The sequence below is a fragment of the Marisediminitalea sp. genome, assembly GCF_984433645.1.
Genome location: NZ_CFIDRX010000100.1, coordinates 1 through 15757, shown reverse-complemented (window position 1 = coordinate 15757; position 15757 = coordinate 1). Strand labels below are relative to the sequence as shown.

The following is a 15757-nucleotide window of genomic DNA, read 5'->3' as shown; positions in this document are numbered from 1 at the left end:
GCATCGCCCAGACCATTGAGTGACGCTAACAGGAAGTCAAGGTCAATGTCCGGGTTGCCGGTAAAGCCTAGCTGAACATTATTCGCCTGACCGCCCTCGCCCGCAAAGTCGTTTGTTGCAAAGTAGCTGCCAGCAACAGGTAACCAGCTGCGTTCCCATTCATATTGATAGTAACCTGAAATACTCAGGTTATCGGTAATACCCAATGAGGCGTAAACCATACCAACCGGAATAAAGACTTCTTTTAACTCAGCGCCTGGCGTACGGGCGCGAGTCACGTCTACTGGGTTTGTGGTGTTGATACCATGTTGGATGAATGTACTTTCACCCCAGCTGATAACCTGCTGACCAACGCGAACGGTTAGTGGCTTATCACCCACCCACCAATCGCCATAGAAGAAGGCGTCGAGTAAACGAACATCTGCACAAAGAAGCTCTTTGGCTCTGGGGTCGTCACACAATTCTGTTTGCTGACCGGTGATAGGATTGTCCCAAGGACGGTCGCCGTCCATCTGTTCGAAATCATAAAACCAGAAACCGCGAGCAAAGAAACCAATGTCGCCGTAACGAATATCTAATTCATGGTTACCAGACACTTGCGTTGAAAAGGCCTCGCCGGGATCGTGAGCCAGGTTGCCCAAATCACCGTTGCTTGAATAACTTCCGTTTGCCAATGCCCATACGTCGCCGCTTGGGTAGATGACATTGGTCGCTGCGTTGTAACCAGACCAATTGAACTGAGGATGGTTGCTGTTACCAATAAGGCTGTAGTCACGATCTTCCACGCGAATACTGGTAGCCAGTGTAAAGTTTGAGTCGAGTGATATCGACACATCACCTACATCCCAAGAGGCAGCACCTGCCGGCAGCGCTGCGGCGCCAAATAGGGCAAGTAGTCCAGCTGCGATAGGCGATTTTTTGAATGCGCTAGGCCTGGTTATCATAATTTTTATACTCCTGATTCAGCAGTAAGCTGCTGATAAAACGACACACATCGGTTTATTTAACAAAATGATTACATCATTTCACACGGATAGCAAGAACTAATCGTACCAGTTGGGAAAATGCCGTAAACATCATCAAATTGAGTTAGTGAACGTCCTGAATTTAAACCGAATTATTATAAATAACTGATTGATAGTTATAGTACAGAGTTAGCGAATTCGCTCGAAAGATTTGATTTTATTTTCTTTCGTTATAATTAGCCTGAATCTGCCACATAAACCACGACTATCAATGAACTGCCGTACTCTTCCTGCGGGCACCTGAACCCTTGCGCCATTTTCTGCGGTTAACACAGCATGGGGAACCAGGCCACTATAAAGGGCCTGGCAAGATGAATAGGGTTCGTTCAGAGTAAAAAAGTAGATGGTGTCTTTATTAGTCATTGTGACCAAAGCTCAATGCCTTGCTGACTTTTTCATACAAATCTTTGCTCAGATTCTTGTTATCTAACAATCTGGATAACTGGCGCTTCATGAGCGCTTGTCGTTCTCCATTATAGTGCTGCCATTGCGTTAATGGCGTTACTAATCGGGACGCAACCTGAGGATTGGTGGTATCAAGTTCTATCAGATAATCAGTCAAAAACTGATAGCCAGAACCATCATCGGCGTGAAAACCGGTGGTATTGTAGAAAGCAAAGCTCCCTACTACGGCGCGCACCCGGTTGGGGTTCTGCTGACTGAATTGAGGATGCTGACGCAGCAGCGTAAGCTGTGCCAGTATATCGTCTCGCGGGCAAGTCGCATGCAAACCAAACCACTTGTCGAGTACCAGTGGATCGTTATGCCAACGCTGCTCGAACTGTTGCATTAATTCACTAAACAGCTTTAGATCCTGAATTTGCGCAGCTTTTAGGGCACCCAAAGAGTCTGACATATTGTCTGATTGAGTAAATTGTTCGCGAATTAACGAGGCACTGTCTTGTTGACGAGCCAGTAGAGTCAACACCGTATTTTTACAGCGACGTGCACTTACCTGCTCTACAGAATATGCATAATCGCCTGTCTGGTTTTGCTCATATACAGTGTTCAAAATACCCGCTAGCTTGTCAGATAAATCACCAACAAACGCCTCTCTGGCGTTGTAGAGAGCATGCACATCAATGTCAGTTCGTGTTTGAATTAATGATTCAAAACTCGGCACAACCAGACATTCAGCTAATAACTCCGGGTTTTGTTGCTCAGCGTCCACCGCTGACACCAGCCCTTGCCAGATTGTGGCACCGACATTTTCCGGTTGATTCGTGTAGTACTGCTCTATTGCCCAATTGTACAGCTGCTGAATTGCGTCCCAACGAGAAAACGCATCGTCGGCAAAACGGAATGCGTGCAGGTACTCTTCAGGAGTAAGATCAGATTGCAGTTTTGCAGGTGCAGAAAAATTACCCAAAGCAACAGGCGTAATCTGACGACCCTTGCCAGTGAACGTTAACGTAACAGCCGGTTTGTCAAGAATACACAGATTATCGCGATACATAGGTGTGTCCGGCAAAACGTGCTCGCCACGCTCATTGATAAATTCAATTTGTAACGGAATATACAATGCTTGCTTTGTCGCCTGATCCGCTGTTGGCGGGGTATGTTGCTTAAGGGTTACGGTGACCTCGCCGCCGGGCTTAACATCGCGTTTAACCGACACAGTTGGTGTGCCTGACTGGCTGTACCATAGAGAAAAATGTGTTAAATCGATATCCGTCGCCGACTGCATGGCAGACACAAAGTCATCACAGGTAACGGCCTGGCCGTCGTGGCGACGGAAATATTCATCCATCCCAGCTCTGAAGCCCTCTGCACCCAACAAGGTATGCATCATGCGGATCACTTCAGCCCCTTTGTCATACACCGTCACAGTGTAGAAGTTATTCATCTCAATAACTTCATCAGGACGAATTGGGTGACTCATGGCACTGGCATCTTCAGCGAACTGGTGTTCACGCATTACCCGAACCTGTTTTATGCGGTTACTCAATGGCGAACTCATATCAGAGCTAAACTGTTGATCGCGAAAAACGGTTAACCCTTCTTTCAGGCTCAACTGGAACCAATCACGGCAGGTAACACGGTTACCTGTCCAGTTGTGGAAATACTCATGCGCAATCACCGATTCTACATTGAAGAAGTCTTCATCCGTGGCGCTTTCCTGATCGGCCAGTACGAATTTACTGTTAAATACATTCAGGCCTTTGTTTTCCATCGCGCCCATGTTGAAAAAGTCAACGGCCACAATCATGTAAATATCCAGATCGTACTCCAACCCGAATACTTCTTCGTCCCATTTCATCGAACGCTTAAGCGCTTCAAGGGCAAACACACCACGGTCTCGCTTGCCTTTATCCACATATAATTCAAGCGCAACAGATTTACCGCTCGCTGTAATAAACGTATCTGAAAGCTGGTCAAAGCTACCGGCAACCAATGCAAACAGGTACGCGGGTTTTGGATATGGATCTTCCCAGGTAACCCAATGCGTACCATCGCTGTTTTCACCGCGGGCAATAGGATTACCATTGGCCAACATGGTCGGTAATGTGGCTTTATCGCCTGTTATCGTACAAGTAAATCTAGCCAGTACATCGGGGCGGTCGAGGTAATAGGTAATACGCCGAAACCCTTCAGCTTCACACTGGGTGCAATAAACTCCATTCGATAAATACAGCCCTTCCAATGCTTTGTTAGCTTCAGGGTTAATAACCGTCTCAATGGTAAGGTTAAAATCATCGGGCACATTTGCCAGCGTTAAACCTGTGTCGGTTTTTGCGTAGTCACTGAACGGCTTGCCGTCGAGGAGTATGGACACTAATGTTAAATGCTCGCCGTCCAGTACCAACGACTCGGTGTGTTCACCCTGTCGTGATACTCGGAGGCTGCTAACTACCCGTGTTGCCGTTGGATGCAATGTTACATTCAAATCAATATCGCTGATTGTGAATGCCGGCGCGCGATAGTCGGCTCGGCGTTTAGCCAGTAATGTCATACACTCTCCTTTACTAAATTATTTTGCAGAAGAAACGGAAGATTCAACCACGGACTCGGGTGGTGTGATACGCAAAATCTTGATACCAAAATACGCGTAAATCATAGCCAGAATTGGGTTAATTACGTTGAAGAACGCGTAAAAGATGTATTCAAACGGATGTACCATTAATACGCCATGCATGTAGGCACCACAGGTGTTCCACGGAATGAGTGGCGATGTTAAAGTGCCACCGTCTTCCAGGCTGCGGGATAAATTCAACTGATTTAAGCCACGCTTCTCGAACTCCTGCTTGTACATGCGACCAGGCATAACGATTGCCATGTACTGATCAGCTGTAATCAGGTTAGTGCCGATACAGGTAAAAATAGTGCGGGTTACCATTGCACCTGCGGTTTTGGCACCATGTAAAATAGCACTGACCGCACGATTGAGCAGACCAACCCGCTCCAGTACTGCACCAAATGACATGGCACAAATAATTAACCAGATAGTGTTGAGCATTGAAGACATACCACCACGGCTAAGCAGGCTGTCCAGCGTAACATCACCTGTGTCAAAGCTGACACCATCGAACAAAGCAGTCCATACCACTTTAACGGTGCCCACTACATCTGAGTCTGCTCCGTCTTTCATGCCAAGTACAACGTCGGTTTGGAAGATAATGGCCCAGGCTCCGCCTAATAATGCTCCAATAGCCACCGCTGGAAAAGCGGGCATCTTTCGCACAGCAAGCGTTAGCAACACAACAAGGGGCACAAGCATGAACAGATTCAGATTAAAGGTGTTTTCCAACAGCAACTGCATTTCCTGAATCTTCGCCGCTGACTGTTCTGTAGACGCGCTAAAACCCAGAATAACAAACAGAATAAGCGCAATGATAAAACTGGGGATCGTTGTCCATAGCATGTAGCGGATGTGTTCAAACAGATCTACGCCGGCAACTGCAGGTGCCAAATTGGTTGTTTCTGAAAGCGGTGAAATCTTGTCACCAAAATAGGCACCAGAAACCACTGCACCTGCAGTGATTGCTGCTGACATGTCCATACCCGCGGCTACACCCATTAGCGCTACACCAACGGTTGCAGCGGTTGTCCAGGAACTGCCGATACTCATAGCCACTACCGCACAAATTAAACAGCTGGCCGCGTAAAACATAGACGGATTAAGCAGCTCAAGGCCGTAATAAATGAGTGTAGGCACAGTGCCGGCAAGCATCCAGGTACCAATTAATGAACCCACTGCCAGTAATATCAGGCAAGCGCCCAGGGAGACTGAAATACCCTGAATTATGCCCGCTTCAATGTCTTTCCAGCGGTGGCCGTTTTTCATGCCTATGATTGCGGCTAAACCGGTACCAATTAACAAGGCTATCTGGTTTGGCCCGAACGATGAATTGTCGGAGAACAAATACACCGCGGTTCCCATCATTAGTACGAGTGAGACAATCGGGATTAACGCGTCCAGTAAGCTGGGTTGTTTAATTTCTTGTTGAGACGTCATGACTATTCCTTACATCACCGACCGATAAAACATCACAAGAATGACAACCGGACACACAAACTTTACATACCAAGGCCAAATTTTCCAAAACAGGCGCTGTTCCATATCGGGGGCACTGGCCTTCAGTTCGGCCAGAATTTCATTTCGCTTCCACACCCAGCCGGCAAAAATACACAGTGCGAAGCCTAACAACGGCTGACTGTACTTCGTCGTTAGCGCAATAACTAAGCCGAAAAGTGTAGAGAAATTCAGAATAATAATCGCGCTGAGCAGAAAAATGGTGGTGGTTACAATCCACACCGCGCGTTTGCGTGGCATATTCCGGCTTTCAGATAAATAAGCTACCGGCACTTCCAGCATTGAAATAGAGCTGGTTAAAGCGGCAATCACCATAAGTGCAAAGAACACCACGGACACCAATAAGCCTATCGGCCCTATAGTTTTAAATAATGCAGGTAACACGGTGAAAATTAACTGGTCGCCAGCGATTAAGTCCCCCGACTCCGAGAAAATTTGTACGCCGTTGTTGAGCGCCACATACATCGCAGGGATAATTAACATACCGGCGATGATAGCAACACCGATATCCACTAATGCAACCCAGGCTCCAATACTTGGCAGGTCCTCCTTTTTACTCATGTACGAGCCGTAGACCAGCATAGTACCTACACCCAGAGACATGGAAAAGAACGCCTGCCCCATAGCATCAATGAGCAGATCGGGATTCAATACCCGGGTAAAGTCGGGAACCAGATAAGCCGCCCAGCCTTCACTTGCGCCAGGTTGGAAACTGACATAAACAATCAGTAAGCCCATTAGTATGAACAGGGTTGGCATTAAACGCACAGACCACCGCTCGATACCGGCTTTTACACCACCGAGTACGATGTACGATGTTAAACTTAGGAATAGCGCACAAAAAATCAGATTGCTGCTAATAGAATAGCTAACAAACCAATCACTGACAGCCTGTGAAACAACCGGGCGTGTGACCGATTCACCAAAATAAGCAATCATCCAGCCGCCGACAATGGCGTAGAAAGCCAGTATCAGCGATACGGTTATACAACCCCACAAACCCGTCAGGCGGCCCAATGGATTTGACGTGATCTGTCCAAGCGAGTCGACCATGTTGGCTCTGTGAGCCCGACCAATGATCAGTTCTGCCATAAGCACCGGATATGCCAGCGCAAACGCTAACATTAAATAGACCAGTACAAAAGCCGCTCCACCATTACTGGCTACCTGGGTAGGAAACCCCCAGATGTTACCCAGTCCAACTGCTGACCCCGCTGCCGCCAGGATAAACCCGATACGGGAAGAAAACTCACCGCGAATCGCCATATTGTTCCCTTTATTATTGTTTTAATAATGATTTTATTTTGTTGTTGTATTTTTCAACACTGCTTTTTGAATGAAAAAGGGCTGGCAAACGCCAGCCCTTTCGGTATTTCTGATATTACCCTTGTTTAAATGCGTACTTACCTGTCTCAACCATGTCCAGTGTAATGTTTGCCGCTTCTGACAAATAGGGGTCGATGTCGTCCAAAGCCTCTGGCAGGTCATCAAGGTTTTCCACCTTGGGTAAACCCAGCCGCAACAGACGCTCGTTTGCACGCGTCAGCGCTTCAGCTTCGTTTTTTTCCTTCTCAGCCAAACGTTCTGATTCAACCAGGGAAATAAACGCTTTGTCTTTGTTTTTACGATATTCTTCAATGTCTTGCTGAATATACGTAAACTCAGGATCCTGTAAAATGCGCGCATTATGTTTTGCCGCCAGAACGTCAATTGCAGACTGGGAATCACCAAACGTGGTGTAATTAGCTCGTTTAATGCTATCCCAAGGCAATGCGTTTTCTTCCTGACTTTCGCCCCACTCTGCCGGATCTATTGGAGAAGGGAACAAAATATCAGGCACAACACCTTTGTGCTGCGTACTGCCGCCATTGATACGATAGAACTTAGCGATGGTGTATTGCACACTGCCCAGCGGGTTTTCGTATAAATCGTAGATACGACCCAACCCTTTGTGTTGTTGAACCGTGCCTTTACCGAAAGTTTGTTCACCGATGATTAATGCACGATTGTAATCCTGCATCGCGGCGGCAAAGATCTCTGACGCCGAAGCGCTGTAGCGATCAACCAGCACCGTTAAAGGTCCGGAATAAGCAACACGTCCATCGGTGTCTTTATTCACACTCATGCGCCCGCCTTCATAACGGATCTGAACTACCGGCCCTGCCTCAATAAACAAACCTGAAACCAGTGTCGCTTCAGACAGCGAACCACCGCCATTACCGCGCAAGTCAACAATAATGCCTTTTACATCTTGCGCTTTTAACGCGTTGATTTCTTTAAGTACATCAACGTGTAGGTTGTTATAGAAACTGGGTATATCGATAACGCCAATTTTTTCGCCTTGGTGTGGACCTGACTCAGGCACAAACACTTCTGACTTGGCGGCGCGGTCTTCCAGTTTAATTTTGTCGCGAACAATATTGATCACTGAGATAGCGGTGCTGTCGCCGGTTCCTTTTTGAACCTGTAAACGCACTTCACTGCCCTTCGGCCCTTTGATCAGTTCAACCACGTCGTCTAAACGCCAGCCGATAACATCAACAAAATCTTCGTCCCCCTGAGCGACACCCACGATCTTGTCTTCGGGTTTTAACGCCTTGGTTTTGTCGGCAGGCCCGCCGGCAACAATGCTCTTGATAACAGTAAAGTCGTCTTCACTTTGTAATACCGCACCAATACCTTCCAGTGACAGATTCATGTCCATCTGGAAACGGTCTGCATTACGAGGTGATAAATAACTGGTGTGCGCTTCAATACTACGTGCAAACGAATTCATTACGGTTTGAAACACATCTTCGCTTTGCGTTTGTTTCAGACGCTTAATGGCACGCTCATATCGCTTGGTCAGCAACTCTTTAATTTTTTCTGGCTCTTTACCCGCGAGCTTCAGGTTAAGCGCGTCGTATTTAACACGCTGACGCCATAACTCATCGAGTTCTGCCATATTAGTGGCCCATGGCGCTTCTTCACGGTCGTAATAAAACTTGTCGCCCGCTTTTTCAAAATCAAACGGCGTATCGAGATGCTTGAGCGCAAACTTATAGCGCTCTACGCGTCGTTCCAGATTGATGTTGTACATGTCGTACGCGATTTGCAAATTACCGCGGGTTAATGCATCGTCAAATTCGTCGCGGTATTTAGCAAAGCCGTCAATGTCTGATTGCAAAAACACATTGCGGTTGCCGTCCAAAGCCCGCAAAAATCGATCGTAGACTTTCTCCGAGAGTGCATCATCAAGTTTAATAAGCTTGTAATGCTCACGGGTGAACAACGTACTTATTCGCTTAGCGGCAGACGAGTGCTGTGGCTCCTGTTGGAGAACCGGCAAATCTTCTACGCTATTACCTGATGTAACGGCACCAGCGCCAACACTTAGCGCTAAAATAGCACCGGCGACTGAAACTCGGAGTAAATCTTTCATATTACGACCTCTTGGAACGTGCTAGACGTAAAGCCTCTGGGTTGACTTTAACCACCATCCCCGTATCCAGTTGAACATGAACACCGTCTTTCGCTACTTCGGTAATTACAGCATGCATAGGCGCTTTACCCAGCTTCACTGTAACTGCTGTACCGGTAGTAAGATCTGCGTCTGTTAATTTCGCTGGGGGTACTTTAGTTGGTCTGTTTGTTTTGGATTTAGTTCCATTATAGCGGCCTGGCGCTGATTTCGCCTGGCGTTCACCGCCATTTTTAGCAGCTGGTCTGCCGTCTGGCTTTTTGCGAGGTGGCTTACCCGCCGCTTTGCGTTTTTCGGCCGCTTTGGCTTTGCTTTCTTCCAACTGTTGTTTAGCGTGGTCTTCATGCTCCTGCTCAATCGCAGCATCCTGATTACCATCTAAGTCAACGCGGTGGTTACCTTTTTTAATACTGTAAAGGTAACGCCAGCTGTTGGTGTAATGACGCAGACTGGAACGTAACAAGGTTTTACTAACCCGTTCGTCTTCCTGCAGGCGCTCGGCCAAATCCTGGAAAATACCAATTTTTAAAGGACGAGCTTCACCTTCCAGGCTGAAGCATTTCGGGAATGTCTCCGCCAGAAAGGCGATGACTTCTTTACTGTTACTAAACTTCTGTGATGATTCCATCAATATTAACGTGTATATGAGTTAATCGAGATTGTCTGCATCATCCCAAGTTGCTAGCAGATGGTCAACCCAATCAAGCAAATCATCGTCATTTACGTACAATAAATTTTCATCTTGATGCCAAATTGACCAGGTATGAGACAGCAGACCTTCAAGCCGCTCCACTGAAATGTCTTCTTCAGCACGGTCATAAACCATATGCAATATGGTATTTAACCGTTCAGCTGCCTCATCCGGCTCTTCAAATACATCTTCCATGTCCTGCCAGGTGGCAAGCACCACCTGAATGTCAATCAAATGCTTCATACCAATGTACGACTCAGGACACCTACAATCTCACACAGACCCGCCTCGTCTTCTGCTGTAAAGCGCGATAGGTTCGGGCTGTCGATATCCAGCACACCAACTAACTGGTTATCTACCACTATGGGGATCACAATTTCAGAGTTTGACGCAGCGTCACAGGCAATATGGCCTTCGAACTGGTGAACGTCTTCTATTCGTTGCACCGTATTGGTTGCTGCTGCCGTGCCACAGACGCCTTTACCCATTGGGATGCGGATGCAGGCTGGCTGCCCCTGAAACGGCCCTAAAACCAACTGGTCTTCTTTATACAAATAAAAACCCGCCCAATTGACATCGTCCATCTGGTTAAACAATAGCGCGCTAATATTAGCCATGTTGGCAATCATGTCCCGCTCGCCCTCTACCAAACTGCGGGCTTGAGCGGTGAGCTGTGAATAAAAGGTACTGCTTGTCAAATTCTGTCTCTCTTAGTGATATTTTTCTATTAGCTCAAATGACACTGACACGGTGGCTGTTATGTCTGACTGACCAGGCAAGCTACTGCTCATCTCGTCTTTCATTCGCATAGTGGCCATAACGGGCGGCATGCTGTGTCCGGCTGATTCATTAATGGTAATTACGTTACCCAATTTTACTCCCATTTCGCGCGCTAACAAGCCCGCTCGTACTTTTGCATCCTGTACAGCAGCAATCAGCGCCTGCTGGTAGGCTTCGCCGGCATCTAAATTAATAAATTCAAAACGCTGAATGCGGTCTACGCCGCGACCTAAAATACCATCGAGAATTGAGTCGTAAGATTGCAGCTCCGTAGAGGTTACGCGTACCTCTCTGGTTAGGATGAAGCCCTTGTCTTGTCTGCCATTCGGCGTGTGCTCGTACCACGGGTTTAAATTAACTGACATGGACTGAATGTGCTTTTCTTCTACACCGGACTTCAGTAAAAATTGGACGACAGATGCCAATCGCTCTGCCATTTGCTGATTTAACTTACTGACAACAGGACCGCGTTCTTCCAGCACAACACTGACTGTAAAAGCATCGGGTACAACGCTGACCGCCCCCTGACCAGACACATTAACTAACCTGCGATGCTCGTGGGTATTGGCGGCAAAAACACTAGTAGAAAGTCCGACACTTACAATCAATGCACACAACATGTTAAAACGCATGATTTACTCCTATGTAAAATGAGCGTGTAGCATGACAACTGATACCTTAACAGTATCTGAACACACACTGACTGAGGTTTAACCAAAGAACCAATAACTTACCAGAATGGCTGTAACAATACCCGCTAAGTCTGCTGCCAGACAACAAGCTACGGCGTAGCGTGAATGTTTAATGCCCACTGCGCCCAGGTATACTGCAAGCACATAAAAGGTGGTTTCGGTAGAGCCTTGCATCACAGATGCCAACCTACCGGCAAACGAATCTGCGCCGTGATGTTGCATTGTCTCTATCATCAGCGCACGGGCACCACTGCCACTCAGAGGTTTCATAAGCGCCGTGGGCAATGCGTCAACGAAACGGGGGTCGAAGCCTAGCCATATTGCGGCGCTGGCTATCCATTGCACCAGAATGTCCATCACGCCACTGGCGCGAAGCATACCGATGGCCACTAACATAGCCAGTAAAAAGGGAATAAGCGAGACCGCTACATCGAAGCCCTTCTTTGCGCCGTCGACAAACTGCTCATAGGTATTATTGCCTACACGCCAGCCACTAATGAGCACACCCACAACAAAAGTGAATAACAGGCTGTTTGCCACAATGGCTGACTGACTGGCTAATTCTGAAGCAGCTAACTGTGCAAAATACAGGATCACCGCGGCTAACAAACCAAATACCGCAACCAGATACAGCAAAATTACGCGATTAAACAGGTTAATTTTCTGTACCGCGCAGGTCACCATTAACCCCGCCAACGTAGACGCACTGGTGGCAAGTAAAATAGGAATAAATACATCGGTAGGCTGCGCCGCACCCTGCTCACCGCGATACAAAAATACCGCAATAGGAAAGAGTGTTACCGATGAGGTATTTAAAACCAGAAACAGGATCTGGCTGTTTGTGAGGGTGTCCTTACGCGGTGCCAAGCTTTGCATGTCCTGCATAGCCTTTATTCCGAAAGGCGTAGCGGCATTATCCAGACCTAATAAATTTGCCGACATATTCATGGTAATACTACCAAGTGCAGGATGGTCGCGGGGAATGTCGGGCATGATTCGGCACAAAAATGGCGCAAGAAGCCGGGAGAATTTCTGAATAAGCCCCGACTTTTCTGCTACTTCAAAGATACCTAACCAGAACGCCAGCACGCCGATCAAACCGATTGCAATTTCAACGCTCAGCGTTGCCATGCTGCTAACCATCGACATTACATCCTGAAACCCCTGAGGATGATCGCCAAAAACTGCCTGATACATAGTTGCAGCAAAAGCGCTTACTATGAAAACAAGCCAAATTCTGTGAAGCATAAAGAAGCCTTATTGTTGTTTTAATACAACGGCAAGCGCCGCTGTGCTGATACATTATCAATAAGGGAAATGAAAAGCGGCATGCGGAGCCCCGCAATGCTGAAACACATCCCTGTTAGCAGCGCCTGGATAACTGTGCTAACAGAGATGATACTAGCGTTTGTTGTCGGTAAATAACAATTATTTATTACAACTTTGCGATAGAGGTGGAATTATTTAGTTTAAAACGGTTTTCAGTGCACCCAGGCAGAAATCGACATTTTTGTCGGTACAACCTGAACCCATCAGGCCGATACGCCAGACTTTTCCAGCAAACGCGCCTAACCCAGCGCCAATTTCGAGGTTAAACTCGTTCAACAGTCGACCTCGGATTGCTGCATCGTCTACGCCTTCTGGAATATTGACAACGTTTAACTGGGGCAACCGATACGCTTTGTCTACGGCCATTTCAATGCCTAAAGACTCCAGACCTGCTACCAGTTTATTGTGCAGTCGTGCGTGTCTCGCCCAGGCATTCTCCTGACCTTCTTCGTGCAACATCACAAGCGATTCATGCGTTGCATAAATGCTATTCACTGGTGCTGTGTGATGATAAGCTCGCTTTCCGCCCTGCCCCCAATAACCCACAATCAGGTTCATGTCGAGAAACCAGCTTTGAACCGGCGTTTTTCTGGCCTGGATCACTTCAACAGCGCGATCACTGAACGACACGGGTGAAATACCCGGGACACAGCTCAAACATTTTTGCGAGCCAGAATAAATGGCATCAATTCCCCAGTCATCAACCGCGACTTCAATACCAGCCAGAGAAGTAACCGCATCTACAATAGTCAGACAGTCGTATTGTTGAGCCAGTTTACACATAGTCGCCGCATCATTGCGAACCCCAGTAGAGGTCTCAGCGTGAACAAAAGCAACAACTTTCGCTTCAGGGTGTGCTTTCAGCGCGTCTTCTAATTTGCTCAGGTCTGTTTGTTTACCCCAGTCGTCTTCTACGACAACCGCTTTTGCGCCGCAGCGAATGACGTTTTCTTTCATCCGGCCGCCGAATACACCATTAATACATACAATGACTGTATCACCCGGTTCAACCAAATTTACGAACGCCGCTTCCATACCCGCAGAACCCGGGGCTGAAATAGGCATAGTCAGTGCGTTATTTGTTTTAAAAGCGTATTGAAGCAACTCTTTCGTTTCGTCCATCAGACCAATAAAATCAGGGTCCAGATGTCCCACAGTGCTGCGCGCCATGGCGTTTAGTACACGCGGACTAACGTCTGACGGGCCAGGGCCCATTAAGGTACGTTGAGGAGGAATATGGCTTGTATAAGTTTTCATGGTGCATACCTTATCGAACAAAAAAGTGACGCATTAATTCTGATTATCAGACGCTTGTAACCTGCTGCGACTATAATCAGGGCATTCCTTAATAGCGCTCATTCTACTTTGACCATCACAAACCACAATGACAAGTCGGCATTCTGTAAAGGATTACCATTATTCATGCGGTGAATGACTTACGTTCCGTCAAGCTTTGTATAGTTATACTGTTATACGGACAGGCGCTTTGTTAACAGACAGTACAACCCTCTGTGGATAAATATTGCACAACCTGTTTAAAATCTGTTCATTTTGCGTGGATTTATTGAACAAATTGACTTGATGCGCGTTAGGAATGGTCTATAATTCAATCAGTTTGAAGTATTTCTAAAAAATTGTTTATAAAGTGAGCAGGTTTGCGCTATTATTACTGAACCGCGTGAATACTATACACCTCTCCCTTTGTGAAAGTTAGCGCACGGCTCAGCAATGAGCCATTCCCCTAGGCCCGGAGCTTTTTAAGTTCTGGGCATTTTTTATGGGACGGCAAAAGTCACGCTGCTGATGAAATAAGTGTTGGCGGCCCAGTTCTTACGTCACCAATAGCAACCGCCACCAACTGCCGATTGCGGCTTTATTCGTCGCGCAAACGCATTAACCCTTCTTGCATTGTCGATGCGACTAATTCACCTTGCTGGTTGAAAATCTGGCCACGCACCAAACCACGCGCACTCTCGCTCACCGGGCTTTCCATTACATACAATAACCATTCATTCATGTTTACCGGACGGTGGAACCACATTGCATGGTCGATCGTGGCAATCACTAAATTTTTATCTGTTATTTGCACACCGTGTGGCTGCAGTGAGGTACTCAGGAAATGATAGTCACTGGCGTAAGACAACACCGCCTGATGCATTGACTGATTGTCGCCCAGTGCTTCTTCCGTTTTTAACCAGGTTGCACGAACGGGTTTGCGATTCTTTGCCGTAAACGACGCCACGGCATCAACAGTACGAATATCAATGGGACGATGATAGCTAAGTGCTTCCCTCATGCGTCGCCCCAAATGCGCATAATTGCGTTCGTACATTCTGATGTCTGGCTCAACGTCTTCTGGACGCGGCACATCAGGCATATCGGCGAACTGGTGACTCATACCCGCTTCTGGTGTCTGGAAAGACGCTGTCATGTAAAAAATACTGCGGCCGTTTTGAATTGCTTTCACGCGTCGGGCTGAAAAGCTTTTGCCGTCACGCACTATTTCAACGTCGTAAACAACCGGCTTTTGCGCATCACCGGGTAACAGAAAATAACTGTGGAAGGAATGCACGACGCGATCTTCCGGTACACTTTGATAAGCTGCCTGCAGCGCCTGGCCTAACACCTGACCGCCAAACAAGGCGCGAAAGCCTAAATCCCAGCTTTGGCCGCGGTATAAACCGTGTTCAAGGGTTTCTAGTTCTAACAGTGAAGACAGTTTAACTTCATTTTGTTGTTCCAAGGATATCTCCTAAAACGTATTTATCACCCCGAAGAAATGCGCACCCTGGAGCGCGAATAAAAACTCGCAACTACTGTGCTTTGGGGTTTCTTGGATAATATTTGTCGGCGCAGCGCGCGCGGTGATCAAAACAACGAGTGTCTTTGTACGGCAGCTTCATAAAGCCACTTATTCCTTCACCGCTGATTTCAGGGAGTGCCTGCACAATCAAATCTAACAGCGCATTAAACTCATTTTCTTTGGTGTGATCAAGTAATCGATAGTAACTATGGATTTTGAGGTGGTGGCTTAATGCTTCAAAAATAATGCATCCGGTGTGATGAATGGCGTTTAACCGGGAAATAGCGTCCATGATTGTCGCCGGCAATGCAAGCAATTCATCAGGATCGTCACCGTCCTCAAAATAGGAATGCAAGCGACTTTCGCTGGCACTCAGTGTTTGCACAGATTTTTCGTACGGAATTCGTGTGCCGGGCGCAGCAACGAATTTGCTTTGTGGTGTG

Annotated in this window: 13 protein-coding genes and 1 pseudogene; all 14 read right to left on the bottom strand. The window is 47.2% G+C overall.

Features of this window, described 5'->3' with window-relative positions; translation table 11 throughout:
* Positions 1-944: DUF1302 domain-containing protein (locus AC4MRN_RS13150; RefSeq protein ID WP_491203530.1), on the bottom strand; the 944-nt coding region annotated here is incomplete at its 3' end.
* A 210-nt stretch (positions 945-1154) separates the two neighbouring features.
* A complete protein-coding gene (locus AC4MRN_RS13145) occupies positions 1155-1388 on the bottom strand; it encodes a DUF2835 family protein (protein WP_370241228.1) in 234 nt (77 codons plus the stop codon).
* Positions 1381-3978, bottom strand: coding sequence for an aminopeptidase N (pepN, locus tag AC4MRN_RS13140; RefSeq protein ID WP_491203529.1), 2598 nt, complete (start codon positions 3976-3978; stop codon positions 1381-1383). The genes AC4MRN_RS13145 and pepN overlap by 8 nt, the downstream gene beginning before the upstream one ends.
* Before the next feature lie 18 nt (positions 3979-3996).
* On the bottom strand, positions 3997-5481 hold the full coding sequence (nhaC, locus tag AC4MRN_RS13135; RefSeq protein ID WP_491203528.1) for a Na+/H+ antiporter NhaC: 1485 nt from the start codon (positions 5479-5481) through the stop codon (positions 3997-3999).
* Positions 5482-5490: 9 nt separating this feature from the next.
* Entirely contained in the window at positions 5491-6825 is a 1335-nt protein-coding gene (locus tag AC4MRN_RS13130; protein ID WP_073324523.1) for a sodium-dependent transporter, read from the bottom strand.
* A 115-nt stretch (positions 6826-6940) separates the two neighbouring features.
* Positions 6941-8980 carry a carboxy terminal-processing peptidase gene (prc, locus tag AC4MRN_RS13125; RefSeq protein WP_491203527.1) on the bottom strand — a complete coding sequence of 680 codons (2040 nt, stop codon included), beginning with the start codon at positions 8978-8980 and terminating at the stop codon, positions 6941-6943.
* A 1-nt stretch (position 8981) separates the two neighbouring features.
* Positions 8982-9647, bottom strand: coding sequence for an RNA chaperone ProQ (gene proQ / locus AC4MRN_RS13120; protein WP_073324521.1), 666 nt, complete (start codon positions 9645-9647; stop codon positions 8982-8984).
* A gap of 21 nt (positions 9648-9668) precedes the next feature.
* The gene (locus tag AC4MRN_RS13115) at positions 9669-9953 is read right to left on the bottom strand and encodes a hypothetical protein (protein WP_073324520.1); all 285 of its coding nucleotides are present in this window, start codon (positions 9951-9953) and stop codon (positions 9669-9671) included.
* Complete coding sequence (locus AC4MRN_RS13110) at positions 9950-10408, bottom strand: GAF domain-containing protein (protein ID WP_491203526.1); 459 nt, start codon at positions 10406-10408, stop codon at positions 9950-9952. The genes AC4MRN_RS13115 and AC4MRN_RS13110 overlap by 4 nt, the downstream gene beginning before the upstream one ends.
* Positions 10409-10420: 12 nt before the next feature.
* Positions 10421-11122 (bottom strand): SIMPL domain-containing protein, encoded by a 702-nt coding sequence (locus AC4MRN_RS13105; protein ID WP_491203525.1) that lies wholly within the window; start codon positions 11120-11122, stop codon positions 10421-10423.
* Between the two features lie 78 nt (positions 11123-11200).
* On the bottom strand, positions 11201-12430 hold the full coding sequence (locus tag AC4MRN_RS13100; RefSeq protein WP_491203524.1) for a nucleoside recognition domain-containing protein: 1230 nt from the start codon (positions 12428-12430) through the stop codon (positions 11201-11203).
* A gap of 216 nt (positions 12431-12646) precedes the next feature.
* Positions 12647-13768 (bottom strand): pyridoxal-phosphate-dependent aminotransferase family protein, encoded by a 1122-nt coding sequence (locus tag AC4MRN_RS13095; protein WP_491203523.1) that lies wholly within the window; start codon positions 13766-13768, stop codon positions 12647-12649.
* A gap of 616 nt (positions 13769-14384) precedes the next feature.
* Positions 14385-15254, bottom strand: coding sequence for an acyl-CoA thioesterase domain-containing protein (locus tag AC4MRN_RS13090; protein WP_370167129.1), 870 nt, complete (start codon positions 15252-15254; stop codon positions 14385-14387).
* A gap of 70 nt (positions 15255-15324) precedes the next feature.
* Positions 15325-15757: pseudogene (locus AC4MRN_RS13085) on the bottom strand (serine/threonine protein kinase); the annotation flags it as partial.